Annotated in this window: 25 protein-coding genes; 15 read left to right on the top strand and 10 right to left on the bottom strand. The window is 69.7% G+C overall.

The window, feature by feature from the left end; genetic code table 11:
* Positions 1–68 precede the first annotated feature (68 nt).
* Complete coding sequence (locus QF037_RS35320) at positions 69–1,022, top strand: DUF3824 domain-containing protein (RefSeq protein WP_307032250.1); 954 nt, start codon at positions 69–71, stop codon at positions 1,020–1,022.
* Between the two features lie 82 nt (positions 1,023–1,104).
* Here QF037_RS35320 and pgl read toward each other — a convergent pair whose 3' ends face one another.
* Genes pgl through tkt form a run of 5 tightly spaced genes read right to left on the bottom strand, consistent with a single transcriptional unit; the run spans position 1,105 to position 7,718 of the window.
* The gene (gene pgl / locus QF037_RS35325) at positions 1,105–1,887 is read right to left on the bottom strand and encodes a 6-phosphogluconolactonase (protein WP_307032252.1); all 783 of its coding nucleotides are present in this window, start codon (positions 1,885–1,887) and stop codon (positions 1,105–1,107) included.
* Positions 1,884–2,954 carry a glucose-6-phosphate dehydrogenase assembly protein OpcA gene (gene opcA, locus QF037_RS35330; protein ID WP_307032254.1) on the bottom strand — a complete coding sequence of 357 codons (1,071 nt, stop codon included), beginning with the start codon at positions 2,952–2,954 and terminating at the stop codon, positions 1,884–1,886. The genes pgl and opcA overlap by 4 nt, the downstream gene beginning before the upstream one ends.
* The gene (gene zwf / locus QF037_RS35335) at positions 2,951–4,474 is read right to left on the bottom strand and encodes a glucose-6-phosphate dehydrogenase (RefSeq protein ID WP_307032256.1); all 1,524 of its coding nucleotides are present in this window, start codon (positions 4,472–4,474) and stop codon (positions 2,951–2,953) included. The genes opcA and zwf overlap by 4 nt, the downstream gene beginning before the upstream one ends.
* Before the next feature lie 4 nt (positions 4,475–4,478).
* Positions 4,479–5,597: a transaldolase gene (gene tal, locus QF037_RS35340; RefSeq protein ID WP_307032258.1), complete on the bottom strand. Its 1,119-nt coding sequence runs from the start codon at positions 5,595–5,597 to the stop codon at positions 4,479–4,481.
* A gap of 33 nt (positions 5,598–5,630) precedes the next feature.
* Positions 5,631–7,718 (bottom strand): transketolase, encoded by a 2,088-nt coding sequence (gene tkt, locus QF037_RS35345; RefSeq protein ID WP_307032260.1) that lies wholly within the window; start codon positions 7,716–7,718, stop codon positions 5,631–5,633.
* Positions 7,719–8,095: 377 nt separating this feature from the next.
* On the opposite strand from tkt, the gene QF037_RS35350 reads away from it, so the two are divergent.
* From QF037_RS35350 to QF037_RS35365, 4 genes are all read left to right on the top strand, one after another.
* On the top strand, positions 8,096–9,049 hold the full coding sequence (locus QF037_RS35350) for a heme o synthase (RefSeq protein WP_307032262.1): 954 nt from the start codon (positions 8,096–8,098) through the stop codon (positions 9,047–9,049).
* A 100-nt stretch (positions 9,050–9,149) separates the two neighbouring features.
* Positions 9,150–9,479, top strand: coding sequence for a hypothetical protein (locus tag QF037_RS35355; RefSeq protein ID WP_307032264.1), 330 nt, complete (start codon positions 9,150–9,152; stop codon positions 9,477–9,479).
* A 99-nt stretch (positions 9,480–9,578) separates the two neighbouring features.
* Positions 9,579–10,685, top strand: coding sequence for an amidohydrolase family protein (locus tag QF037_RS35360; RefSeq protein ID WP_307032266.1), 1,107 nt, complete (start codon positions 9,579–9,581; stop codon positions 10,683–10,685).
* 124 nt (positions 10,686–10,809) lie between these two features.
* A complete protein-coding gene (locus tag QF037_RS35365) occupies positions 10,810–11,547 on the top strand; it encodes a nucleotidyltransferase domain-containing protein (RefSeq protein WP_307032267.1) in 738 nt (245 codons plus the stop codon).
* A gap of 31 nt (positions 11,548–11,578) precedes the next feature.
* Here QF037_RS35365 and QF037_RS35370 read toward each other — a convergent pair whose 3' ends face one another.
* The 4 genes from QF037_RS35370 to QF037_RS35385 form a co-directional block, all read right to left on the bottom strand.
* Entirely contained in the window at positions 11,579–12,604 is a 1,026-nt protein-coding gene (locus QF037_RS35370) for a COX15/CtaA family protein (RefSeq protein WP_307032269.1), read from the bottom strand.
* 46 nt (positions 12,605–12,650) lie between these two features.
* A complete protein-coding gene (locus QF037_RS35375) occupies positions 12,651–13,421 on the bottom strand; it encodes an ABC transporter permease (protein WP_307032271.1) in 771 nt (256 codons plus the stop codon).
* A gap of 112 nt (positions 13,422–13,533) precedes the next feature.
* A complete protein-coding gene (locus QF037_RS35380) occupies positions 13,534–14,457 on the bottom strand; it encodes an ABC transporter ATP-binding protein (RefSeq protein WP_307032272.1) in 924 nt (307 codons plus the stop codon).
* Between the two features lie 31 nt (positions 14,458–14,488).
* The gene (locus tag QF037_RS35385; RefSeq protein WP_307032274.1) at positions 14,489–15,301 is read right to left on the bottom strand and encodes an aminoglycoside N(3)-acetyltransferase; all 813 of its coding nucleotides are present in this window, start codon (positions 15,299–15,301) and stop codon (positions 14,489–14,491) included.
* Positions 15,302–15,461: 160 nt separating this feature from the next.
* Between QF037_RS35385 and QF037_RS35390 the strand changes: the two genes are divergently transcribed.
* Genes QF037_RS35390 through QF037_RS35425 form a run of 8 tightly spaced genes read left to right on the top strand, consistent with a single transcriptional unit; the run spans position 15,462 to position 22,033 of the window.
* Positions 15,462–16,202 carry a helix-turn-helix transcriptional regulator gene (locus QF037_RS35390; RefSeq protein WP_307032276.1) on the top strand — a complete coding sequence of 247 codons (741 nt, stop codon included), beginning with the start codon at positions 15,462–15,464 and terminating at the stop codon, positions 16,200–16,202.
* A complete protein-coding gene (gene sufB / locus QF037_RS35395; protein WP_307032278.1) occupies positions 16,199–17,623 on the top strand; it encodes a Fe-S cluster assembly protein SufB in 1,425 nt (474 codons plus the stop codon). Before QF037_RS35390 ends, sufB begins: the two co-directional genes overlap by 4 nt.
* A 59-nt stretch (positions 17,624–17,682) precedes the next feature.
* Complete coding sequence (gene sufD / locus QF037_RS35400) at positions 17,683–18,864, top strand: Fe-S cluster assembly protein SufD (RefSeq protein ID WP_307032280.1); 1,182 nt, start codon at positions 17,683–17,685, stop codon at positions 18,862–18,864.
* Entirely contained in the window at positions 18,864–19,193 is a 330-nt protein-coding gene (locus QF037_RS35405) for a non-heme iron oxygenase ferredoxin subunit (protein WP_266828746.1), read from the top strand. The genes sufD and QF037_RS35405 overlap by 1 nt, the downstream gene beginning before the upstream one ends.
* Before the next feature lie 7 nt (positions 19,194–19,200).
* Entirely contained in the window at positions 19,201–19,965 is a 765-nt protein-coding gene (gene sufC, locus QF037_RS35410) for a Fe-S cluster assembly ATPase SufC (RefSeq protein ID WP_307032282.1), read from the top strand.
* Positions 19,962–21,218, top strand: coding sequence for a cysteine desulfurase (locus tag QF037_RS35415; protein ID WP_046261803.1), 1,257 nt, complete (start codon positions 19,962–19,964; stop codon positions 21,216–21,218). Before sufC ends, QF037_RS35415 begins: the two co-directional genes overlap by 4 nt.
* 18 nt (positions 21,219–21,236) lie before the next feature.
* Positions 21,237–21,704 (top strand): Fe-S cluster assembly sulfur transfer protein SufU, encoded by a 468-nt coding sequence (sufU, locus tag QF037_RS35420; RefSeq protein WP_307032284.1) that lies wholly within the window; start codon positions 21,237–21,239, stop codon positions 21,702–21,704.
* Entirely contained in the window at positions 21,701–22,033 is a 333-nt protein-coding gene (locus QF037_RS35425; protein WP_020130530.1) for a metal-sulfur cluster assembly factor, read from the top strand. The genes sufU and QF037_RS35425 overlap by 4 nt, the downstream gene beginning before the upstream one ends.
* Positions 22,034–22,096: 63 nt before the next feature.
* Here the strand turns inward: QF037_RS35425 and QF037_RS35430 are convergent, their stop codons facing one another.
* A complete protein-coding gene (locus tag QF037_RS35430; RefSeq protein WP_307032288.1) occupies positions 22,097–22,918 on the bottom strand; it encodes an AbfB domain-containing protein in 822 nt (273 codons plus the stop codon).
* Positions 22,919–23,179: 261 nt separating this feature from the next.
* Here QF037_RS35430 and QF037_RS35435 point away from each other — a divergent pair, with 261 nt between their 5' ends.
* Together QF037_RS35435 and QF037_RS35440 are read left to right on the top strand one after the other, a co-directional pair.
* A complete protein-coding gene (locus QF037_RS35435; RefSeq protein ID WP_307032291.1) occupies positions 23,180–23,500 on the top strand; it encodes a DMT family transporter in 321 nt (106 codons plus the stop codon).
* Complete coding sequence (locus tag QF037_RS35440; RefSeq protein WP_307032293.1) at positions 23,500–24,078, top strand: TetR/AcrR family transcriptional regulator; 579 nt, start codon at positions 23,500–23,502, stop codon at positions 24,076–24,078. The genes QF037_RS35435 and QF037_RS35440 overlap by 1 nt, the downstream gene beginning before the upstream one ends.
* Positions 24,079–24,190: the final 112 nt, after the last annotated feature.

Genomic DNA, 24,190 nt, shown 5'->3' on the forward strand with positions numbered 1-24,190 from the left:
GCGAGGTGCCGTCCGCTTCCCGTAGAATCCCCGGCGATCATGGAAGCCATGGCTCGGGGGAGTGCACAGTGGCTGGTTCACAAGGAAGCTGGACGGGCGGCGCGCTGACGGCGGGGTCGCTGTGGAAACCGAAGTACGCGGCACGCGCCGTGTTCCATCCGGCGTGGATACCGGAGTCCGTCGACCCGGCGGTGGAACAGCTGAAGAAGATCCGTCTCATCGCCGGGACGGTCGCGGCGATCGGTGTGTACACCTTCGTCGAGGGCGGGTTCGCCTTCGACGAGATGCTGGAGAACATGCTGACGGCCTCCGTCGTCCTGCTCCTCATCACACCGCTGACGGTCGGCATCATGCTCTTCGTGTGGCGGCGGCGCGGCTCGGTGAGCGGGCTGAAGCCCTCGCTGTTCAACTCGCTGAAGCTGCTGCTGCTCTTCGTGGGGACGATCGTGCTCACGGTCGTGCTGCTGCAGTCGGCGGGCGGCGCGGGGTTCTTCATCCTGGTCCTCGGCCCTGCCGTGCTGTGGCTGATCGGTTTCGTGGCCCGCGGGGCCTGGCACGTGGGCGCGAACTTCTTCGGCACCGCGGGCGTGCACCGCTGTCTGCCGCCGCTGCTCGCCGCGGTCACGTCCTGGCTGATGGCCCTCCCCGACCTGCTCACGGGCGACCTGCACGGGCTCAGCCTCGGGATGGGCGTCCTGTTCATCCTGGGCGCACCCCTGACGGTCACGGGGATCGCGCTGCTGGAGATGCGGCGACTGGAGCAGCGCTACGGCATCCGGCTGGCGGCCCACCCGGCCACCCACCCGCACCTCACCCCGCCGCCCCCGCCGATGCCGCCGAACGCCCCTCCGGCGCCGCCGTACCTGCCGCCGCAGGGCAACCCGTACGGGCCGGGCACGGGACAGCCGTACCACCCGGGCAACCCGTACGGGCCGGGCGCAGGGCAGCCGTACCCCCACGGCAACCCGTACGGGCCGTCGGCCGGGAACCCCTACAACCAGGGCAATCCCTACGGGCACTGACGGGCCCCGGCTCCGCCGCGGCAGCGTGCCGTGAACGCGAGACGGCCCCAGGTCATCGACCTGGGGCCGTCCGGCAGTGCGCTCAGGGTGACGCCGGTGGATACAGCGCGCGCGGCAGTTGTGAGGCCGCTGCCGCGTCCAGGAGCCACAGGGTGCGCCGACGGCCCTGTGCGCCGGCCGCCGGAGCCTGGATCTCGCCCGCGCCCGAGAGGGCGATCGCCGCCGCCTGGGCCTTGTCCTCGCCGGCCGCGAGGAGCCAGACCTCACGGGCGGCGCGGATGGCGGGCAGCGTCAGGGTCACGCGCGTCGGCGGGGGCTTCGGCGCGCCGTGGACACCGACCACCGTGCGCTCGGTCTCGCGGACCGCCGGGAGCTCCGGGAACAGCGACGCGACATGCGTGTCCGGACCGACGCCCAGCATCAGCACGTCGAAGGTCGGCACCGAGCCGTGGTTCTCCGGGCCCGCCGCACGGGCGAGCTCCTCGGCGTAGGCGGCCGCCGCCGCGTCCACGTCCTTGCCGTACGGGCCGTCCGAGGCGGGCATGGCGTGCACCCGCTTCGGGTCGAGCGGCACCGAGTCCAGCAGGGCCTCGCGGGCCTGTGTGACATTGCGGTCCGGGTCGCCCTCGGGCAGGAACCGCTCGTCACCCCACCACAGGTCGAGCCGGCCCCAGTCGATCGCGTCCCGTGCGGGAGCCGCCGCCAGCGCGGCCAGCAGGCCGTTGCCGTTGCGGCCGCCGGTGAGGACCACGGACGCGTAACCACGGGAGGCCTGCGAGTCCACGATCTTCGTGATCAGACGGGCCGCGGCGGCCTGCGCCATCAGCTCCTTGTCGCGGTGCACGACCAGCTGCGGAGTGCTCACTTGGCCGCCGCCTTCTTCACCGGGCCGGGCTTGGCCGTCGCCTTCTTCGCGGGAGCCTTCGCCGCCTCCTCCACCGGAACCGCGACCGGTTCCTCGGAAGCGACCGGAGCCGGAGCCGCCGGAGCGGCCGCGCCCTGCGCCGAAGGGTTCAGCCGCTCCACCCCGAACCGCAGCGCCGAAGCGTACGTGTCGTCCGGGTCGAGCCGCCGCAGTTCCTCAGCGATCAGCTCGGCCGTCTCCCGCCGCTTGAGCGCCACCGCACGGTCCGGCTGGCCCTCGATGGACAGCGTCGCCAGCGAGCCGTCCGCGCGGTCCAGGGTGATCGGACCGTGGCTGGTGTCCATGCGGACCGCGGTGAGGCCGGGACCGCCCGACAGTGAACGCTTCACCGGGACGTCCAGCCGGTCCGCGAGCCACATCGCCAGGAGCTCGCAGCTCGGGTTGAACTCCTCGCCCTCCACCTCGACGGCGTTGACGTCCACGGTGACCTGGTCCAGGGCCGCGGCCAGCATCGAGCGCCAGGGCGTGATGCGGGTCCAGGACAGATCGGTGTCGCCCGGCGTGTAGGTGTCGGCGCGGGCGCCGAGGTCCCGTACCGGCTGCTCGGAGGCGTAGGTGTCGGTGACCCGGCGCTGGGCGAGGGCGCCCAGCGGGTCGTTCGCCGGGTCGATCGGTGCCTCCACCGGCCACCAGACGACCACGGGGGCGTCGGGCAGCAGCAGCGGCAGGACGACCGACTGGGCGTGGTGCACGACATCGCCGTACAGCCGCAGGACCACCGTCTCGCCGGTGCCCGCGTCCGCGCCCACCCGCACCTCGGCGTCGAGGCGGGACTGGGTGCGGTCGCGGGGAGTGCGGGAGACGCGCTTGATGACCACGAGCGTGCGCGAGGGGTGCTCGCGCGACGCGTCGTTGGCGGCCTTCAGGGCGTCGTACGCGTTCTCCTCGTCCGTGACGATGACCAGCGTGAGCACCATGCCGACGGCCGGTGTGCCGATGGCCCGGCGGCCCTTGACCAGTGCCTTGTTGATCTTGCTGGCGGTGGTGTCCGTGAGGTCTATCTTCATGGCCGGCGCCAGCTCCGTCCCTCTCGTTCGAGCATTTCGTCCGCCTCGACCGGCCCCCAGGTGCCGGACGGGTACTGGGCCGGCTTGCCGTGCTCGTCCCAGTACTCCTCGATCGGGTCGAGGATCTTCCAGGACAGCTCGACCTCCTCGGTGCGCGGGAAGAGATTCGAGTCGCCGAGCAGGACGTCGAGGATCAGTCGCTCGTACGCCTCGGGCGAGGACTCCGTGAAGGACTCGCCGTAGGCGAAGTCCATCGACACGTCCCGGATCTCCATGGAGGTGCCGGGGACCTTCGAACCGAAGCGGACCGTGATGCCCTCGTCGGGCTGGACGCGGATGACGATCGCGTTGGAGCCCAGCTCCTCGGTGGCCGTCGAGTCGAAGGGGGAGTGCGGCGCCCGCTGGAACACCACCGCGATCTCGGTGACCCGGCGGCCCAGGCGCTTGCCGGTGCGCAGGTAGAAGGGGACGCCCGCCCAGCGGCGGTTGTCGACCTCCAGCTTGATGGCGGCGTACGTGTCCGTCTTGGACTTGGGGTCGATGCCCTCCTCCTGGAGGTACCCGACCGCCTGCTCACCGCCCTGCCAGCCCTCCGCGTACTGTCCGCGGACGGTGTCCCGGCCCAGGTCCTTCGGCAGCTTCACCGCGCCGAGCACCTTGGTCTTCTCGGCGGCCAGCGCGTCCGCGTCGAAGGAGGACGGCTCCTCCATGGCGGTGAGGGCCATGAGCTGGAGGAGGTGGTTCTGGATGACGTCACGGGCGGCGCCGATGCCGTCGTAGTAGCCGGCCCGGCCGCCGACGCCGATGTCCTCGGCCATCGTGATCTGCACATGGTCCACGAAGGACCGGTTCCAGATCGGCTCGAACATCTGGTTGGCGAAGCGGAGCGCCAGGATGTTCTGGACGGTCTCCTTGCCGAGGTAGTGGTCGATCCGGAAGACCTGGTCCGGGGCGAAGACCTCGTGGACGACCTTGTTGAGGTCCTCGGCCGACTTCAGGTCGTGACCGAAGGGCTTCTCGATGACCGCACGTCGCCAGGAGCCGGCGGACTGGTCGGTGAGCCCGTGCTTCTTCAGCTGCTGGATGACCACCGGGAAGGAGCGCGGCGGCACCGACAGGTAGAAGGCGAAGTTGCCGCCCGTGCCCTGTGCCTTGTCGAGCTCCTCGATGGTGCCGCGCAGCCGCTCGAACGCGTCGTCGTCGTCGAAGGTGCCCTGGACGAAGCGCATCCCCTGGATGAGCTGCTGCCAGACCTCCTCGCGGAACGGCGTACGGGCGTGCTCCTTGACGGCGTCATGGACCTCCTGCGCGAAGTCCTCGTGCTGCCACTCGCGGCGGGCGAAACCGACCAGCGAGAAGCCCGGCGGCAGCAGACCCCGGTTCGCGAGGTCGTACACCGCGGGCATGAGCTTCTTCCGGGACAAATCGCCCGTGACGCCGAAGATGACGAGCCCCGACGGCCCCGCGATACGCGGGAGCCGTCGGTCGGCGGGGTCACGCAGCGGGTTGCTGCTCGACAAGGTTTCAGCCCTCCGAGGGGGCGAGGCGCTCCAGCTCTGCCTCGGTCGACTTGAGCAGGTCGTTCCAGGACGCCTCGAACTTCTCGACGCCCTCGTCCTCCAGCAGCTGCACGACCTCGTCGTAGGAGATCCCGAGCTTCTCGACCGCGTCGATCTCGGCACGGGCCTGCTCGTAGGTGCCGGAGACGGCGTTGCCGCGGATCTCGCCGCTCGCCTCGGTGGCCTGAAGAGTGGCTTCCGGCATGGTGTTCACCGTGTTCGGCGCCACCAGCTCGTCGACGTAGAGGGTCGGCTTGTAGGCCGGGTCCTTCACGCCGGTCGAGGCCCACAGCGGGCGCTGCTTGTTGGCCCGCGCCTTGTCCAGCTCCTGCCAGCGGGAAGAGGAGAAGACCTCTTCGTACGCCTCGTAGGCCAGACGCGCGTTGGCGACGCCCGCCTTGCCGCGGGCGGCCTTGGCCGCCTCGGTGCCGAGCGCGTCGATCCGCTTGTCGATCTCGGTGTCCACGCGGGACACGAAGAAGGACGCCACGGAGTGGATCAGGGAGAGGTCCAGGCCCTTGGCCTTGGCCTTCTCCAGACCCGCGAGGTACGCGTCCATGACCTCGCGGTAGCGCTCCAGCGAGAAGATCAGCGTGACGTTGACGCTGATGCCGTTGCCGATCACCTCGGTGATGGCCGGCAGGCCCGCCTTGGTGGCCGGGATCTTGATGAGGGTGTTGGGGCGGTCGACCAGCCAGGCCAGCTGCTTGGCCTCGGCGACGGTCGCCTTGGTGTTGTGGGCCAGGCGCGGGTCGACCTCGATCGACACACGGCCGTCCTGGCCGCCGGTGGCGTCGAAGACCGGGCGCAGGATGTCGGCGGCGTCACGGACGTCCGCCGTCGTGATCATGCGGATGGCCTCTTCGACGGTGACCTTGCGGGCGGCGAGGTCGGACAGCTGCTGGTCGTAGCCGTCGCCCTGGGAGATCGCCTTCTGGAAGATCGACGGGTTGGTCGTGACGCCCACGACGTGCTGCTGGTCGATCAGTTCGGCGAGGTTGCCGGACGTGATCCGCTTGCGCGACAGGTCGTCCAGCCAGATCGCGACGCCTTCTTCGGAGAGGCGCTTGAGTGCGTCTGTCATGGAATTACATCTCCTACGTGTCGTATGTGAGCGTCAGCGCTGGGCAGCGGCGAGGGATTCCCGCGCCTTCGCGGCCACGTTCTCCGCAGTGAAGCCGAACTCCTGGAAGAGGACCTTGCCGTCGGCCGAAGCACCGAAGTGCTCCAGGGAAACGATGCGGCCCGCGTCCCCGACGTACTTGTGCCAGGTGAGACCGATACCGGCCTCCACCGCGACACGCGCCTTCACCGACGGCGGCAGGACGCTGTCCCGGTACCCCTGGTCCTGCTCCTCGAACCACTCCACGCACGGCATCGACACGACGCGCGTCGGCACACCGTCGGCCTCCAGCCGCTCGCGCGCCTCGACGGCGACGTGTACCTCGGAACCCGTGGCGATGAGCACGACCTCGGGGGCGTTGTTCGACGCCTCGAAGAGGACGTAGCCGCCCTTCACCGCGTCCTCGTTGGACTCGTACGTCGGCACGCCCTGACGGGTCAGCGCCAGACCGTGCGGGGCGCCCTTGCCGAAGACCTTCGTGTAGCGCTTGAGGATCTCGCGCCAGGCGATGGCGGTCTCGTTGGCGTCGGCCGGGCGGACCACGTTCAGGCCCGGGATGGCGCGCAGCGAGGCCAGGTGCTCGACCGGCTGGTGGGTGGGGCCGTCCTCGCCGAGACCGATGGAGTCGTGCGTCCATACGTACGTCACCGGCAGGTGCATCAGCGCCGACAGCCGTACCGCGTTGCGCATGTAGTCGGAGAAGACGAGGAACGTACCGCCGTAGATACGGGTGTTGCCGTGCAGCGCGATGCCGTTCATCTCCGCGGCCATGGAGTGCTCGCGGATGCCGAAGTGGATCGTGCGGCCGTACGGGTTCGCCTCCGGCAGCGGGTTGTCCGCCGGTAGGAAGGAACTGTTCTTGTCGATCGTGGTGTTGTTCGAGCCGGCCAGGTCGGCGGAGCCGCCCCACAGCTCGGGGATCACCGCGCCGAGGGCCTGGAGCACCTTGCCGGAGGCGGCACGCGTGGCGACACCCTTGCCGGGCTCGAAGACCGGGAGCTTGTCCTCCCAGCCCTTGGGCAGCTCACCGGCGACGATGCGGTCGAACTCGGCGGCGCGCTCGGCGTTGTTGTTGCGCCACTCCTGGAGCTGCTTCTCCCACTCGGCCTTGGCCTGGCGGCCACGGTCCAGGGCGCCCCGGGTGTGGTTGATGACCTCGTCGGAGACCTCGAAGCTCTGCTCCGGGTCGAAGCCCAGCACCCGCTTGGTCGCCGCGACCTCGTCGTCGCCGAGCGCCGAGCCGTGGGCGGCCTCGGTGTTCTGCGCGTTCGGGGCGGGCCAGGCGATGATCGAGCGCATCGCAATGAAGGACGGCTTGTCCGTCACCTGCTTCGCGGCCTGGATCGCGTCGTAGAGGGCGTGCGGGTCGAGGTCGCCGTCCGGCTTCGGGGCGACACGCTGCACATGCCAGCCGTACGCCTCGTAGCGCTTGGCGGTGTCCTCGGAGACGGCCGTCTCGGTGTCGCCCTCGATCGAGATGTGGTTGTCGTCCCACAGAAGCACGAGGTTGCCGAGCTTCTGGTGGCCGGCCAGCGAGGACGCCTCGGCGGAGATACCCTCCTGGAGACAGCCGTCACCGGCGATGGCGTACACGAAGTGGTCGAACGGGGACTCGCCCTCGGCGGCCTCCGGGTCGAACAGGCCGCGCTCGTAGCGCGCGGCCATCGCCATGCCCACCGCGTTGGCGACGCCCTGGCCGAGCGGGCCGGTCGTCGTCTCGACGCCCTTGGTGTGGCCGTACTCCGGGTGGCCGGGGGTCTTGGAGCCCCACGTCCTGAACGACTTCAGATCATCCAGCTCCAGGCCGAAGCCGGCCAGGTAGAGCTGGGTGTAGAGGGTCAGGGACGAGTGGCCCGCGGACAGCACGAAGCGGTCACGTCCGACCCATTCGGGGTCGGCGGGGTCGTGCCGCATCACCTTCTGGAAGAGGGTGTAGGCGGCGGGAGCCAGGCTCATCGCCGTACCGGGATGGCCGTTGCCGACCTTCTGTACGGCGTCGGCGGCCAGGACGCGGGCGGTGTCGACGGCCCGCTGGTCCAGCTCGGTCCACTCGAGGTCTGTGGTGGTCGGCTTGGTGCTCACCCTGGGTCAGGGCTCCTCTCCACATGTCACGCATGTCGAATGCCGGTGCACGGGGCGCCCCGGCCGTTGTCGAGCCTACCCCCGTAAGTACGTGCGTTTTTTCGCGTCATTCCAGACTGCCGGGAGTCATGACGATCCGCCTCCTGACTGGGCCGATTCGCCATTCGGCAACTGAATACGGACGCGCTCGTTCGAGTGCTCAACCGAGTGTCGAACGGCTCGTCCGGGGGCGCTGGTCCCCTCTTGCGGGGGTGCTGCCCAACACGACCCCACCCCCGCGAATATCGGGGTATGGGCAACGTCTACAGTGGCGTGGTACGCGCGAGCCTTTACCGGGACTTCACACGGGAGGGGTTTGCTGGGATGTCTCTGTAGGGGTGTGCGTGACGGCCGTCGAATCCCGTCCAGCCGGGGTGCTGGGGGAGAGCAAGAGCTCGGGTCACCGGCCGTTCGGGGCCCGTGTCAAGGCATTCGTGGCGCTGACCAAGCCCCGGATCATCGAACTGCTCCTGATCACCACGGTCCCGGTGATGTTCCTCGCCGAGCAGGGGGTGCCCGACCTGACGCTGGTGCTCCTCACCTGCCTCGGCGGCTACCTCTCCGCGGGCGGCGCCAACGCGCTGAACATGTACATCGACCGCGACATCGACGCGCTCATGGACCGCACCTCGCAGAGACCGCTGGTCACCGGCATGGTGTCGCCGCGCGAGTGCCTTGCCTTCGGCATCACCCTCGCGATCGTCTCCACGCTCCTGTTCGGCCTGGCCGTCAACTGGCTGTCCGCCTGGCTGTCGCTGGGTGCGCTCCTCTTCTACGTCGTCGTCTACACGATGATCCTCAAGCGGCGTACGTCGCAGAACATCGTGTGGGGCGGCATCGCCGGCTGCCTCCCGGTGCTCATCGGCTGGTCGTCCGTCACGAACTCCCTGTCGTGGGCGCCGGTCATCCTCTTCCTCGTCATGTTCTTCTGGACGCCGCCGCACTACTGGCCGCTGTCCATGAAGGTGAAGGAGGACTACGCGCGCGTGGGCGTGCCCATGCTGCCGGTGGTCGCCTCCAACAAGGTGGTCGCCAAGCAGATCGTCATCTACAGCTGGGTCATGGTCGCCGTCTCGCTGCTGCTGACCCCGCTCGGCTACACGGGCTGGTTCTACACGCTGGTGGCGCTGCTGGCCGGCGGGTTCTGGCTGTGGGAGGCGCACGGACTGCAGAACCGGGCCAAGGCCGAGGTGACGGGCGGCAAGCTCAAGGAGATGCGCCTGTTCCACTGGTCGATCACGTACGTGTCGATCCTGTTCCTCGCGGTCGCGGTCGACCCCTTCCTGCGCTGAGCGCCCGTGAGGGACGCGGGGGACCGCGCGACCGGCGCGTGGTCAACACCACGTGACCCGGCAGTCGCAGTACCGGCTACCCGTCGGTAGCATCCTGGTCATGGCAGACACCAAGCAGGCGGCCCAGGCCGAGCGCCGAGCGACCCGGCTGGCCAAGCAGATCAGCGCCTTCTCCAAGGCACACGGCGGCGCCGAGGGCCAGGTGGCCTACCTGGGCGACCTCGGCGCACGGATCGCCCTCGTCGGCGAGGACGGCGACTGGGGCAACCTGGTGGCCCCGACCGTCGAGATCGCGCAGAAGGCGGTCGAGAAGGCCGGCATCACCGTCCACGAGGACTTCGACGGCGAGTTCGCCGCGAAGGTGCGCACGGGACCGTACGAGTGGACCCGCATGGCGGGCATCCAGGTGGGCGGCCCGAAGAACGGCTGACGCACACGGCTTTCACACCGGGTGCGCGACAGCAACACCTGACACCCCGTTCACCCGTTAGGCCCCGTAGCAAGGACACGGTCCAGCACGGGAGCCCGGATGATCGAAACGCCGTCCCTCGTGGACCAGTACTGCCACGGCGTACTGAGAACAGAGCTGGGCCTCGGCACCTTCGAGGCCCAGCTGGCCCGTACCGAGGGGCCGCCCGCCCCCGGTACGACCCTCTTCGACACCCAGACCGGTTTCGCCGTACGGCGCCTGTGCCCCCCGCTCCTCGGTCTGGAACCGCACTGCCCGCCCGCCCGCTATCTCGCCCGGCGCCGTGAACTCGGCGTACTGGAGGCGGCCCGCAGACTGCTGCGGGGCAGTGGCATCACGACATACCTCGTCGACACGGGCCTGCCCGGCGATCTGACCGGCCCCGGCGAGATGGCGACGGCGTCGGCCGCCGAGGCCCGCGAGATCGTGCGGCTCGAACTCCTCGCCGAACAGGTCGCCGACACCTCCGGCACGGTCGAGTCGTTCCTCGCCAACCTCGCCGAGTCGGTGCACGGGGCGGCGGTCGACGCGGTCGCCTTCACCTCGGTGGCGGGGGTACGGCACGGACTGGCGCTGGCGCCCGAGCCGCCGGGGCCGGGGGAGGTGCGGGGCGCGGCCGGCCGCTGGCTGGCGGGCCGCCGGGTGGGCGGCGAGCTGTCCGATCCGGTGCTGCTACGGCACCTGCTGTGGATCGCGGTCGCCTCGGGGCTGCCGCTCCAGCTGCACGCCGGGCTCGGTGAGCCAGGGCTGCGGATCGACCGTACGGACCCGGTCCTGCTCACGGACTTCGTCCGCGCCACCGCAGGGCTCGGCACCGACCTGATCCTGCTGCACGGCTACCCGTACCACCGGCACGCAGCCCATCTCGCCGGTGTCTTCCCGCATGTGTACGCCGACTCGGGCGCCGCTCTGGTGCGTACGGGCGCCCGTGCGGCGACGGTCCTGGCGGAGATCCTCGAACTCGCCCCCTTCGGCAAGATCCTCTTCTCCAGCGGTGCCCAGGGCCTGCCCGAACTGCACGTCGTCGGCGCGCGGCTGTTCCGCGAGGCGCTGGCCCGGGTGCTGGGCAACTGGGTCGCCGAGGGGGCGTGGTCGCTGGCGGACGCACAGCGGATCGCGGGCCTGATCGCGGCGGGGAACGCGCGCCGGGTGTACGGACTGGAGTGAGCCGGGGGCGGGCGCCGGTCCGGGTGCGCCCGGACAGGGTGCGGGGAGGGTGTACGGGACGGGTGTACGGGACGGGTGTACGGGACGGGTGTACGGGACCGGGTGAGCTGTACAGGATGGGGGTATGCAGACCGACGCGTTACTCGACCGCTTCCTCACCGGCCTCGAACCGCTCGCGCCGCTCGCCGTCTGGGCCCATGGCTCCCTCGCCGGCGGCGACTACCAGGAGGGCCGCAGCGACCTGGACCTGATCGTCGTCCTGGACCGTCCGATCTCGCCCCGCACGACCTGGCGGCTGGCGAAGGTGCACGCCCGGCTGCGGCACGAACCGCTCGCCCCGCATCTGCACTGCACGTATCTGACGCCGGATGCCGTGGAGAACTCCGCCCGGCCGCACCTGACCTGGGCGCACGAGCAGCTGTTCAAGCGGCCCGTGACGCCGGTGACCCGGCGCGAACTGCTCACGTTCGGGCGGGTGCTGCACGGGAAGGCCCCGGCCGGACTGCTGCCTCCGGTGCCGGACCTCGAACTCGACGAGTTCGTCGTCCGCGACCAGCGCGACTTCTGGCGCCCCACGCTGGAGAAGGCGGAACTCTGGCGGCAGGTCCCCTGGGTCGACGTCGGCCTGACGACCTTCGCCCGCGCGACCGCCACCCTGCGCGACGGGCGGCTCATCACCAAGCGGGAGGCGCTGGAGCTGCTGCCGGAGCTGGGGGCGCCGGCCGAGGTGGTGGAGGACATCAGGCGGCGGCGGTACGAGGACCCCGCGCCGCCCACCGAGGAGTGGACGGCGCGCAGGGGTGAGCTGACCCGGGGCTACCTGGGACCGGCGATCGACCGGCTCGTGGCGGCGTACGCCTGACCGGCCGCTCGCGGTGTTACGGGACGGAGGGTCAGATCCCGGCGGAGAGCGATGACGTGGCCTGCGCCGGGAGCGGCACCTCGGTGTCCGTCTCCGGCCGCTCCCGCAGCGCCAGCAGCACCCGCAGGACCGCGATCCAGACCAGGCACGAGCCGAACATGTGCAGACCGACCAGGAGCTCGGGCAGATCGGTGAAGTACTGGACGTAGCCGATGACACCCTGGGCGAGCAGGACCAGGAAGAGGTCACGGGTGCGGTGCAGGGGGCCCTTCGGCGCGTCGACCGCCTTGAGGACGAACCACAGGGCGAACGTCAGCGTCACCACGATCCAGGCGAGGACGGCGTGCAGCTTGCTGACCGTCTCCCAGTCCAGCGGCATCCGCTCGACCTCGCTGGAGTCGCCCGCGTGCGGTCCCGACCCGGTCACCACCGTGCCCACCGCGATCAGCAGCACGGACGCGGCGACCAGGAACCACACCAGCTGCCGCACCGACGTGCCGACCAGCGGACGCGCCGGCCCGTCGCCCTCCCGGGTGCGCTGCCACATCACCGTGGCCACCGCGATCAGCGCCGTCGACAGCAGGAAGTGCGCGGCGACCGTGTACGGGTTGAGGCCGACCAGCACCACGATGCCGCCGAGGATCGCGTTGCCCATCACGACCCAGAACTGCGCCCAGCCCAGCCGGGTGAGGCCCCGCCGGTAGGGCTTCTCGGAGCGCGCGGCGATGATCGCCCAGCCAACGGCGGCGCACAGCACGTACGTCAGCATGCGATTGCCGAACTCGATCACACCGTGCACGCCCATGGCGCTCGTGGTGGTCAGCGAGTCGTCGGTGCACTTGGGCCAGGTCGGGCAGCCGAGGCCCGAGCCGGTGAGCCGCACCGCGCCGCCGGTGACCACGATGACCACCGACATGACGAGAGCGGCGAGAGCCGCCCGCTGTACCGTCCGGGGGTCCGGGGTCCAGCGTGCGGCGATGAAGGCGAGCGGGTTGCGCACGGCGGCTGCGGCGTCGGCGGGGGCGTCGGCGGGGGTCAGGTTCGGCACGTGTCCCATCGTAGGCCGCCGCTTGTGCACGCTTTCACGAGGGTCCGGCACGGGCCTACTCCCAACGGAAGAACCTGCCCGCCGCGGCCAGCCCCACGACCGCCCACACCGCCAGGATCCCCAGGTCGCCCCACGGCATGCCGGCCCCGTGCTGGAGCACGTCCCGCAGTCCGTCCGACAGGGCGTTGATCGGGAGCAGCGCGAGTACGTCCTGTGCGCCGGGGGGGAACTTGTCCATGGGCACGATGACGCCGCCGCCGACGAGCAGCAGCAGGAAGACGAGGTTCGCGGCGGCCAGGGTGGCCTCCGCCTTCAGGGTGCCCGCCATCAGCAGGCCCAGGCCGGAGAAGGCGGCGGTGCCCAGGACCAGGAGGAGCAGGACGGCCACGGGGTTGCCGTGCGGCTCCCAGCCCAGGGCGAAGGCGATCACCGTCAGCAGGACGATCTGGAGGATCTCCGTGACCAGGACCGACGCCGTCTTGGCCGTCATCAGGCCCCAGCGGGGGAGCGGGGAGGCGGCCAGCCGCTTCAGGACGCCGTAGCGGCGCTCGAAGCCCGTCGCGATCGCCTGGCCGGTGAAGGCCGTGGACATGACGGCGAGGGCGAGGATGCCGGGGGTCAGGAAGTCCACCGCCTCACCCGCGCCCGTGTCGACGATGTCGACCGAGCTGAACAGGACCAGCAGGAGGGTGGGGATCACGACGGTCAGCAGGAGCTGCTCGCCGTTGCGCAGCAGCATCTTCGTCTCGAGCGCCGCCTGTGCCGCGATCATGCGTCCCAGGGGAGCCGCGCCCGGCCTCGGGGTGTACGTGCCGGTCGTGGTCATGAGCGCAGCTCCTTGCCCGTGAGCTCCAGGCTGTGTCTTCCCGGGGGCTGTGACATCAGCGGCTGCCGCCGCGGGCCCCCGGACCCCCAGCAGATCATTGTCCGAGCCGGCGTCATGAGCGCAGCTCCTTGCCGGTGAGCTCCAAGAACACGTCTTCCAGCGTGTGCCGTTCGACCGAGATCTTCTCCGGCATCACCCCGTGCTGCGCGCACCAGGAGGCCACTGTCGCCAGCAGCTGGGGGTCGACCTTGCCGCCGACCCGGTAGGAGCCCGGCGTCAGTTCCGCGGCCGTGCAGTCGGCCGGGAGGGCCTTCAGCAGCGAGCCCACGTCCAGGCCCGGGCGGCCGGTGAAGCGGAGGGTGTTCTCGGCGCCGCCCCGGCACAGTTCCTCGGGGGAGCCCTGGGCGATGACCTTGCCCGCGTCGATGATCGCGACGTCGTCGGCGAGCTGTTCGGCCTCGTCCATGTAGTGGGTGGTGAGAACGACGGAGACGCCGTCGGTGCGCAGATCGCGGATCAGGTCCCAGGTTGCGTGGCGGGCCTGCGGGTCGAGCCCGGCGGTCGGCTCGTCCAGGAACACCAGCTCCGGGCGGCCGACCACGGCCATCGCGAGGGCGAGCCGCTGCTGCTGGCCGCCCGACAGCCGGCGGTACGTCGTTCTGCCGCAACTGCCCAGTCCCAGACGCTCGATGAGCGCGTCCACGTCCAGCGGGTGGGCGTGCAGTGTGGCGACATGGCGCAGCATCTCGTCCGCCCGCGCACCCGAGTACACGCCACCGGACTGCAGCATCACGCCGATCCGGGTGTGCAGCTCGCGGGAGTGCCGAACCGGGTCGAGGCCCAGGACGCGCACCGTGCCGGAGTCCGGCTTGCGGTACCCCTCGCAGGTCTCGACCGTGGTCGTCTTGCCCGCCCCGTTGGGACCGAGTACGGCGGTCACCCCCGCCGTGGCCACCAGGTCGAGGCCGTTCACCGCGGTCTTCGTGCCGTACCGCTTCACCAGGGCCTGGACCTGGACCACGGGCTCGCTTCGCATGGCTCAAGAGTCTAGGTACGCGATGCGCGCCTCAGACGGGCGGGTGCAGGATCTCCTCCTCACGGGGGCGGTGCGCCGCCAGCCACCGCTCGGCGTAGGACACCGCGTCGGCCACCGGGAACAGCCGTGCGTCGGCCGCGCCCACCTTTCCCCGTACGACGGGACGGTCCCGCTCGAAGTCGTGCCCGAGCTCGTCGAACTGGTCCGAGGTGATCGACACCTCGGTCACCGTCTCCCAGCCGGCCGGGCCCGGCCGGCCCACCTTCACCAGGGGCGAGGGGATGCGGTACTCGGCGAGGTGGAAGCTCGTGCAGGTGTCGTAGCCGGCGCCGAGCAGGAGCACGCGCGCGTCCAGGTCCTCGAGGCGGGCGAGGGGGCTGTGCTCGCCGAGGCGGCAGTCGGTGGCGTGTCCGTCGGTGATCTGACGGGCGCGGCGGCCGATCGCCGCGAACGACGTCTGCGGGTGCGCGCTGCGCAGGGCGCCCGGCCAGGTGCGTACGGTCTCCGGGAGCACGCCGACGCCGCGCGAGGGCGTGACCTGGGGGTCGTAGACCGGCATGGAGGTGCGGATCGTGTCCCACCACTCCTCGGGGACCGGCGGGTTTCCCCACAGGGCGGGGTCCGAGAGGTCTCCGGTCTGCGTGGGGACGACGAGGGTGCCGTCCGGGCCGAGAACGTCCAGAAGTCCCTGGACGACGGCTACAGGTCCGCCACAGACCCAGCCGAGCGACTTCAGGGAGGAGTGGACGAGGAGGGCCTCGCCGTCCCGGACGCCCAGCTCGCGCAGCTGTGCGGCCACTGCGCCGCGGGTGACAAGAGGGCCGGTCGGAGGGGGTATGGGCATGGTTGAGGAGTGTCCCGCAAGAGGCCCGGCGATGCCACCGAATTGATCGATCAAAGATCGTTCCCGCAGGTCAGGTTAGCTTTGCCTAAGTGATGCACTGCACCGTCCATCGGCCGGACGCGGGTTGCCCGCCTCTGAGGAATTACGCAACAATGGTGTTGTGAAAAACGTCGGCGAGGCTCAGGAAACCCCCACGGGGGCCCTGCAGGAGCTCACGACCGGGGAGCGGTCAACCCGCAACCGGGTCGCGCGGTCCATCCTGGACCACGGGCCGTCGACCGTCGCCGAGCTGGCGGGTCGTCTCGGCCTGACCCAGGCCGCCGTACGCAGGCACCTGGACGCGCTGGTCGTCGACGACGTCGTGGAGGCACGCGAGCAGAAGATCTACGGCGCGCGGACGCGGGGGCGTCCCGCCAAGGTCTTCGCGCTCACCGACTGCGGCCGTGACGCCTTCGACCAGTCCTACGACAAGCTCGCCGCGGACGCCCTGCACTGGATCGCGGAGCGGTTCGGCGGGGACGAGGCGGTCGTGGCCTTCGCCCGCGCGAGGATCGCCGAGCAGGCCACCGCGTACCGCAGGGCGATCGAGGCCGCCGCCCCCGAGGCGCGCACCGAAGCCCTGGCCAAGGCCCTGAGTGCGGACGGGTACGCTGCTACGGCGCGCAGCGCACCGGTCGGCGAGCAGCTGTGCCAGCACCACTGCCCCGTCGCCCACGTCGCGGAAAAGTTCCCCCAGCTCTGCGAGGCGGAGACCGAGATCTTCTCCCAGCTGCTCGGAACGCACGTCCAGCGACTGGCGACCATCGCGCACGGTGACGGCGTCTGCACGACGTTCATCCCAAAGATTTCCCACACCACACATAACGCATCTGCAAGCACGGCCGGGAGGAACCCCGCATGACTCTCCCCATCGAGGAGACTGCCCACCCCGAGCTCGAGGGCCTGGGTAAGTACGAATACGGCTGGGCGGACTCCGACACGGCTGGTGCTTCCGCGCGGCGCGGCATCAACGAGGACGTCGTCAAGGACATCTCCGCGAAGAAGTCCGAGCCGGAGTGGATGACCAAGCTCCGCCTCAAGGGCCTGCGCCTGTTCGACAAGAAGCCCATGCCGAACTGGGGCTCGGACCTGTCGGGCATCGACTTCGACAACATCAAGTACTTCGTGCGCTCCACGGAGAAGCAGGCGGAGTCCTGGGAGGACCTGCCCGAGGACATCAAGAACACGTACGACAAGCTCGGCATCCCCGAGGCGGAGAAGCAGCGCCTCGTCGCCGGTGTCGCGGCCCAGTACGAGTCCGAGGTCGTCTACCACCAGATCCGCGAGGACCTGGAGGAGCAGGGCGTCATCTTCCTCGACACCGACACCGCGCTGAAGGAGCACCCGGAGCTCTTCAAGGAGTACTTCGGCACCGTCATCCCGGTCGGCGACAACAAGTTCGCGTCGCTGAACACCGCGGTGTGGTCCGGCGGCTCCTTCATCTACGTGCCGAAGGGCGTGCAGGTGGAGATCCCGCTCCAGGCCTACTTCCGTATCAACACGGAGAACATGGGCCAGTTCGAGCGGACCCTGATCATCGTCGACGAGGGTGCCTACGTGCACTACGTCGAGGGTTGTACGGCCCCGATCTACAAGTCGGACTCCCTGCACTCCGCGGTCGTCGAGATCATCGTCAAGAAGAACGCCCGCTGCCGCTACACGACCATCCAGAACTGGTCGAACAACGTCTACAACCTGGTCACCAAGCGCGCCGTGGCGTACGAGGGCGCGACCATGGAGTGGATCGACGGCAACATCGGCTCCAAGGTGACGATGAAGTACCCGGCCGTCTACCTGATGGGCGAGCACGCCAAGGGCGAGACCCTCTCCATCGCCTTCGCGGGCGAGGGCCAGCACCAGGACGCCGGCTCCAAGATGGTCCACATGGCGCCGAACACCTCCTCCAACATCGTCTCGAAGTCCGTGGCGCGTGGTGGCGGCCGTACGTCCTACCGCGGTCTCGTCGAGATCGGCGAGGGCGCCCACGGCTCCAAGTCGAACGTGCTGTGCGACGCGCTGCTCGTCGACACCATCTCCCGCTCGGACACGTACCCCTACGTGGACGTCCGCGAGGACGACGTGTCCATGGGCCACGAGGCGACCGTCTCCAAGGTCAGTGACGACCAGCTCTTCTACCTGATGAGCCGGGGCATGACCGAGTTCGAGGCGATGGCCATGATCGTGCGCGGCTTCGTCGAGCCGATCGCGAAGGAACTCCCCATGGAGTACGCCCTCGAGCTCAACCGGCTGATCGAGCTGCAGATGGAAGGCGCGGTCGGCTGAGACCGGTCTCCCCAAGCAGCTAGCGAAATCTGACGTAGGAAGAGAGCAGACCGACAGCCATGGCTGAGGCTCAGAACATCCCGGTGGGCAGCACGACCGCCGGCCAGATCGCGGTGGCCGCCGAGTCGACCGTCGCCACGCGCATGAGCGCCCCCCCGTCCTTCGACGTCGCGGACTTCCCGGTCCCGCACGGCCGTGAGGAGGAGTGGCGGTTCACCCCGCTGGAGCGCCTGCGCGGGCTGCACGACGGCACCGCCGTCGCCACCGGCGAGGGCCTGAAGGTCGACGTCGAGGCGCCCGAGGGCGTCACGGTCGAGACCGTCGACCGTGACGACGCGCGCCTGGGCAAGGCGGGCACCCCGGTGGACCGCATCGCCGCCCAGGCGTACTCGGCGTTCGAGAAGGCCGGCGTGATCACCGTCCCCAAGGAGACGGTCCTCACCGAGCCGATCCGGATCGCCGTGCACGGCGAGGGCGGCACCGCCTTCGCCCACCAGGTGATCGAGCTGGGCGCCTTCGCCGAGGCCGTCGTCGTCATCGACCACACCGGTGACGCGGTGCTCGCCGCCAACGTCGACTACCTCCTGGGCGACGGCGCCAAGCTGACCGTCGTCTCCGTCCAGGACTGGGACGACAAGGCCGTGCACGTGGCCCAGCACAACGCGCTGATCGGCCGGGACGCCACCTTCAAGTCCTTCGTGGTCACCTTCGGCGGCGACCTCGTACGCCTCCACCCGCGCGTCACCTACGCCGGCACCGGTGGCGAGGCCGAGCTCTTCGGGCTCTACTTCACGGACGCCGGCCAGCACCAGGAGCACCGCCTCCTGGTCGACCACAACGAGGCGCACTGCAAGTCCAACGTCGCCTACAAGGGCGCGCTGCAGGGTGAGGGCGCCCACGCGGTGTGGATCGGCGACGTGCTCATCGAGGCCAAGGCCGAGGGCACGGACACCTACGAGATGAACCGCAACCTGGTTCTGACCGACGGTGCCCGCGTCGACTCGGTGCCGAACCTGGAGATCGAGACCGGCGAGATCGTCGGCGCCGGCCACGCCTCGGCGACCGGCCGCTTCGACGACGAGCAGCTCTTCTACCTGATGGCTCGTGGCATCCCGGCCGACGAGGCCCGTCGCCTGGTGGTGCGCGGCTTCTTCGCCGAGCTCGTCCAGCAGATCCGTGTCGCCGACATCCAGGAACGACTGCTCGCCAGGATCGACGAGGAGCTGGAGGCGTCGGTCTGATGACTGCCTCTTCGACGTACCTGCGCGCCTGTGGGCTGAGCGAGCTGGAGGAGGACACCCCCAAGCGGGTGGAACTCGACGGCACGCCGGTCTCGGTCGTCCGCACCGAGGGCGAGGTGTTCGCGATCAACGACATCTGCTCGCACGCGAACGTCTCGCTCTCCGAGGGCGAGGTGGAGGACTGCCAGATCGAGTGCTGGCTGCACGGCTCCGCGTTCGACCTCCGCACCGGCAAGCCGTCCGGCCTTCCCGCGACGCGCCCTGTCCCCGTATACCCCGTAAAGATCGAAGGGGACGACGTGCTCGTCTCCCTCACCCAGGAGTCCTGAGGAACCCATGGCAACGCTTGAAATCCACGACCTGCACGTCACCGTCGAGGCCGACAACGCCACGAAGGAGATCCTCAAGGGCGTCGACCTCACCGTGAAGCAGGGCGAGACGCACGCCATCATGGGCCCCAACGGCTCCGGCAAGTCGACCCTCGCCTACTCGCTCGCGGGTCACCCGAAGTACACGATTACCAGTGGCACCGTCACCCTCGACGGCGAGGACGTCCTGGAGATGTCCGTCGACGAGCGCGCCCGCGCGGGCCTCTTCCTGGCGATGCAGTACCCGGTCGAGATCCCCGGCGTCTCGGTCTCCAACTTCCTGCGCACCTCCGCCACCGCCATCCGCGGCGAGGCCCCCAAGCTGCGCCTGTGGGTGAAGGAGGTCAAGGAGGCCATGCAGCGCCTCAACATGGACCCCGCCTTCGCCGAGCGCAACGTCAACGAGGGCTTCTCCGGCGGTGAGAAGAAGCGCCACGAGATCCTCCAGCTGGAGCTGCTCAAGCCGAAGATCGCGGTCCTGGACGAGACCGACTCCGGCCTCGACGTGGATGCGTTGAGGATCGTCTCCGAGGGCGTCAACCGCGTCCGCGAGAGCGGCGAGGTCGGCACCCTGCTGATCACGCACTACACGCGCATCCTGCGCTACATCAAGCCCGATCACGTGCACGTGTTCGCGAACGGCCGTATCGCCGAGTCCGGCGGCCCGGAGCTCGCCGACCAGCTCGAGGCCGAGGGCTACGACAAGTACGTGAAGGGTGGCGCATCCGCGTGACACAGCTGCCGGGCCTCCTCGACACAGAGGCGATCCGCAAGGACTTCCCCATCCTGGACCGCCAGGTCCACGACGGTAAGAAGCTCGTGTACCTGGACAACGCGGCGACCTCGCAGAAGCCGCGCCAGGTCCTGGACGCCCTGAACGAGTACTACGAGCGCTACAACGCCAACGTCCACCGCGGTGTGCATGTGCTCGCCGAGGAGGCCACGGCGCTGTACGAGGGCGCGCGCGACAAGGCCGCCGCGTTCATCAACGCGCCGAGCCGCGACGAGGTGATCTTCACCAAGAACGCGTCCGAGTCGCTCAACCTCGTGGCGAACATGCTGGGCTGGGCCGACGAGCCCTACCGCGTGGACCACGAGACCGAGATCGTCATCACGGAGATGGAGCACCACTCCAACATCGTGCCGTGGCAGCTGCTCTCGCAGCGCACGGGCGCGAAGCTGAAGTGGTTCGGTCTCACCGACGACGGCCGCCTCGACCTCTCCAACATCGACGAGGTCATCACGGAGAAGACGAAGATCGTCTCCTTCGTGCTGGTGTCCAACATCCTGGGCACCGTGAACCCCGTCGAGGCGATAGTGCGCCGTGCGCAGGAGGTCGGTGCGCTCGTCTGCATCGACGCCTCGCAGGCCGCCCCGCACATGCCGCTGGACGTGCAGGCGCTGCAGGCCGACTTCGTGGCCTTCACCGGCCACAAGATGTGCGGTCCGACCGGCATCGGCGTCCTCTGGGGCCGCCAGGAGCTGCTCGAGGACCTGCCGCCGTTCCTGGGCGGCGGCGAGATGATCGAGACGGTGTCGATGCACTCGTCGACCTACGCTCCCGCCCCGCACAAGTTCGAGGCGGGCACCCCGCCGATCGCGCAGGCGGTCGGTCTGGGCGCGGCGATCGACTACCTGAACTCGATCGGCATGGACAAGATCCTCGCCCATGAGCACGCGCTCACCGAGTACGCGGTGAAGCGGCTCGGCGAGGTCCCGGATCTCAGGATCATCGGCCCGACGACGGCCGAGGACCGGGGCGCGGCGATCTCCTTCACGCTCGGCGACATCCACCCGCACGACGTGGGCCAGGTTCTGGACGAGCAGGGCATCGCGGTCCGCGTGGGCCACCACTGCGCCCGCCCGGTCTGCCTGCGCTACGGAATTCCTGCGACCACGCGAGCGTCGTTCTATCTGTACTCCACGCCGGCCGAGATCGACGCTCTGGTCGACGGGCTGGAGCACGTACGGAACTTCTTCGGCTGAAGGGCGTGAGCTGAGATCGTGAAGCTGGATTCGATGTACCAGGAAGTCATCCTGGACCACTACAAGCACCCGCACGGGCGCGGTCTGCGGGATGGCGACGCCGAGGTGCACCACGTCAACCCGACGTGCGGCGACGAGATCACGCTGCGCGTGAAGTACGACGGCGAGCAGATCGCCGACATCTCGTACGAGGGCCAGGGCTGCTCGATCAGCCAGGCCTCCGCCTCCGTACTGAACGACCTCCTGGTCGGCAAGGACCTCGCCGAGGCGCGGAAGATCCAGGAGACCTTCCTGGAGCTGATGCAGTCCAAGGGGAAGATCGAGCCCGACGACTCCATGGAGGAGGTGCTGGAGGACGCGGTCGCGTTCGCCGGTGTCTCCAAGTACCCGGCCCGGGTCAAGTGCGCCCTCCTCAGCTGGATGGCGTGGAAGGACGCGACGGCCCAGGCCCTGGGCGGGGCCGACGCCGAAAGGAAGACGGCATGAGCGAGACCCTTGAGATGAAGCCGGCCTCCGAAGAGGAAGTCCGCGAGGCCCTGTACGACGTCGTCGACCCCGAGCTGGGCATCGACGTCGTCAACCTCGGCCTCATCTACGGCATCCACATCGACGACGCGAACATCGCGACGATCGACATGACCCTCACCTCGGCGGCCTGCCCGCTGACCGATGTCATCGAGGACCAGGCCAAGTCCGCCACCGACGGCCTCGTCAACGAGCTGCGCATCAACTGGGTCTGGATGCCGCCGTGGGGCCCGGACAAGATCACGGACGACGGGCGCGAGCAGCTTCGGGCGCTCGGGTTCAACGTCTGAGACCGACCGCGTACGAAGAAACGGCGACGTCCTCGTGGACGTCGCCGTTTTCCGTGCGTGTGCTCAGGTCAGCCCGTCGACCAGCTGGAACGCCGAGTCCGACCGGTACAGGTCGCTGTACTGGTACGGGTCCAGCTTCAGCTGGAAGTTCTGGTGGCGCAGGAAGCGGCCCGGGTAGTTCACCGACTCCAGCATGATCGCGCCGTACACCGACGAGGAGCGGGCGCAGAAGGTCGCGTCCTGCTTGAACAGGGACGAGCCGTCGTTGCGGTCGGCGATCAGGACGAAGCTGCGATGGCGCAGGTAGTTGCCGTCGTGGGTGGCGAAGGAGTAGCAGGAGCTGTCCGCAAGGCCCTTGACCAGTTTGAAGGTGGAGTCCTCGCGGGATTCCGGGCCGCGGACCGCGTCGAGCTTCACGTAACCGCCGCTCACATGCCAGTAGCGCTCGGGGTAGTTCGCCGAGCGGACCGAGCGCCACGTGACCGCCGGCTTCGGGGACGACGGACTCGGCTTGGACGACGGTGACTTGGAGGCCGGATCCGGGGCGGGCGAGGGGGAGGAGCCCTGTTGGCGCGCGGCGGAGGTGCTCTCCTCGGAGGTCGCCAGGCCGCTCTTGCCCTTCGGGGGGACCGTCGTGGTGTCGGACGGACTGGCGTAACCGGCCAGCCCCGGTATCGTCCCGCCGTCCGAGGGGGGCGCCGACTTCGACACGGCGTCAGGAGGGCTGCCCGTCATGGATATCGCCGTGACGCAGGCGACGACCGTGGCCACGGCGAGGACACCTGCGAGATAGAGACGGCGGGTTCCGGGTGCCCGGGTGGTGTCGGGTGCCCAGCCGGTCTCCCACGGTCGGTCATGTGGAGGCTGGGACTTGGTGTCTGGCATGCGCAGTTCCTCTGGCGGAGCCCATGGGGGGAGGCCGCAGCCGTGACGGCGCGGTGGATGAACGGTGAAGCAGATCGCACAGTAGTGGACCTCGCGCTCTTCGAGCAGCCGTTTGTGCGAGCGGTTTCCGCATCGTTCTCTCAGCATCGCGCTCGAGGAGACCCTGCGGCTCTTCCCGGCGCGCGGTTCGTACACCTCGTGACCCGGCACCGGCGTACGCGCGGCGCCGCAGCGTGAGCGCTGTTATGTACACTCGTACACATGGGATATGTGCTGCTCGCCGGAGCGATCGCCGCCGAGGTGGCCGCGACGACCGCCATGAAGTACAGCGAGGGCTTCAGCAAGCTGCTGCCCTCGCTGCTGACCGTCCTCGGGTACGCCCTGGCGTTCGCGCTGCTCGCGCAGACGCTGAAGACCGTGTCCGTCGGTACGGCCTACGCGATCTGGGCGGGCGTCGGCACCGCGGTGATCGCCGCGATCGGGTTCACGTTCCTGGGCGAGGGGATGAGCCCCGCCAAGGCCGCCGGGATCGTGCTGATCATCGCCGGGGTGGTCGTGCTGAACCTGGGCGGTGCGCACTGATGGCCCGCCGCTACGACCCCGAGCGCCGCCAGCGGATCATCGACGCGGCGATCCGGGTCGTGGGCCGCCATGGCCTCGCCGGGCTGAGCCATCGCTCCGTCGCCGCCGAGGCCGATGTGCCGCTCGGCTCGACGACGTACCACTTCAAGACCCTCGACGAGCTGATGGTCGCCGCGCTGCGGCAGGCCAACGAGGGGTTCGCGAAGGTCGTCGTGGCGCGGGGCGGGCTGGAGGACCGGGGCGCGGACCTGGCCGCCGAACTCGCCGGTCTGCTGGGTGAGTGGCTCGCGGGTGACCGTACCGGCGTGGAGCTGGAGTGCGAGCTGTATCTCGCCGCCCTGCGGCGCCCCGCGCTGCGGCCGGTCGCCGCGGAGTGGGCCGAGGACCTCGCCGAGCGGCTGGGCCGCCGCACCGACGCGGTCACCGCGCGGGCGCTGGTGGCGCTGATGGACGGGATCTGTCTGCAGGTGCTGCTGACCGACGGGGTGTACGACGAGGAGTATGCGCGGGAGGTCCTGGGGCGGGTCATTCCTGCGGGCCCTCACTCAGGGGAGGGTGGGGCGGGTGGGGGCTCTTGAGGGTCTTCTTCGCCCCCGCCGCCCCTACCCGTCCCATCCCCAGGGGCTCCGCCCCAGACCCCGATCGGCCCTGAAGGGGCCTCGTCCTCAAACGCCGGACAGGCCGAGTTGG

The organism is Streptomyces canus (assembly GCF_030815415.1).
Lineage (GTDB): Bacteria > Actinomycetota > Actinomycetes > Streptomycetales > Streptomycetaceae > Streptomyces > Streptomyces canus_F.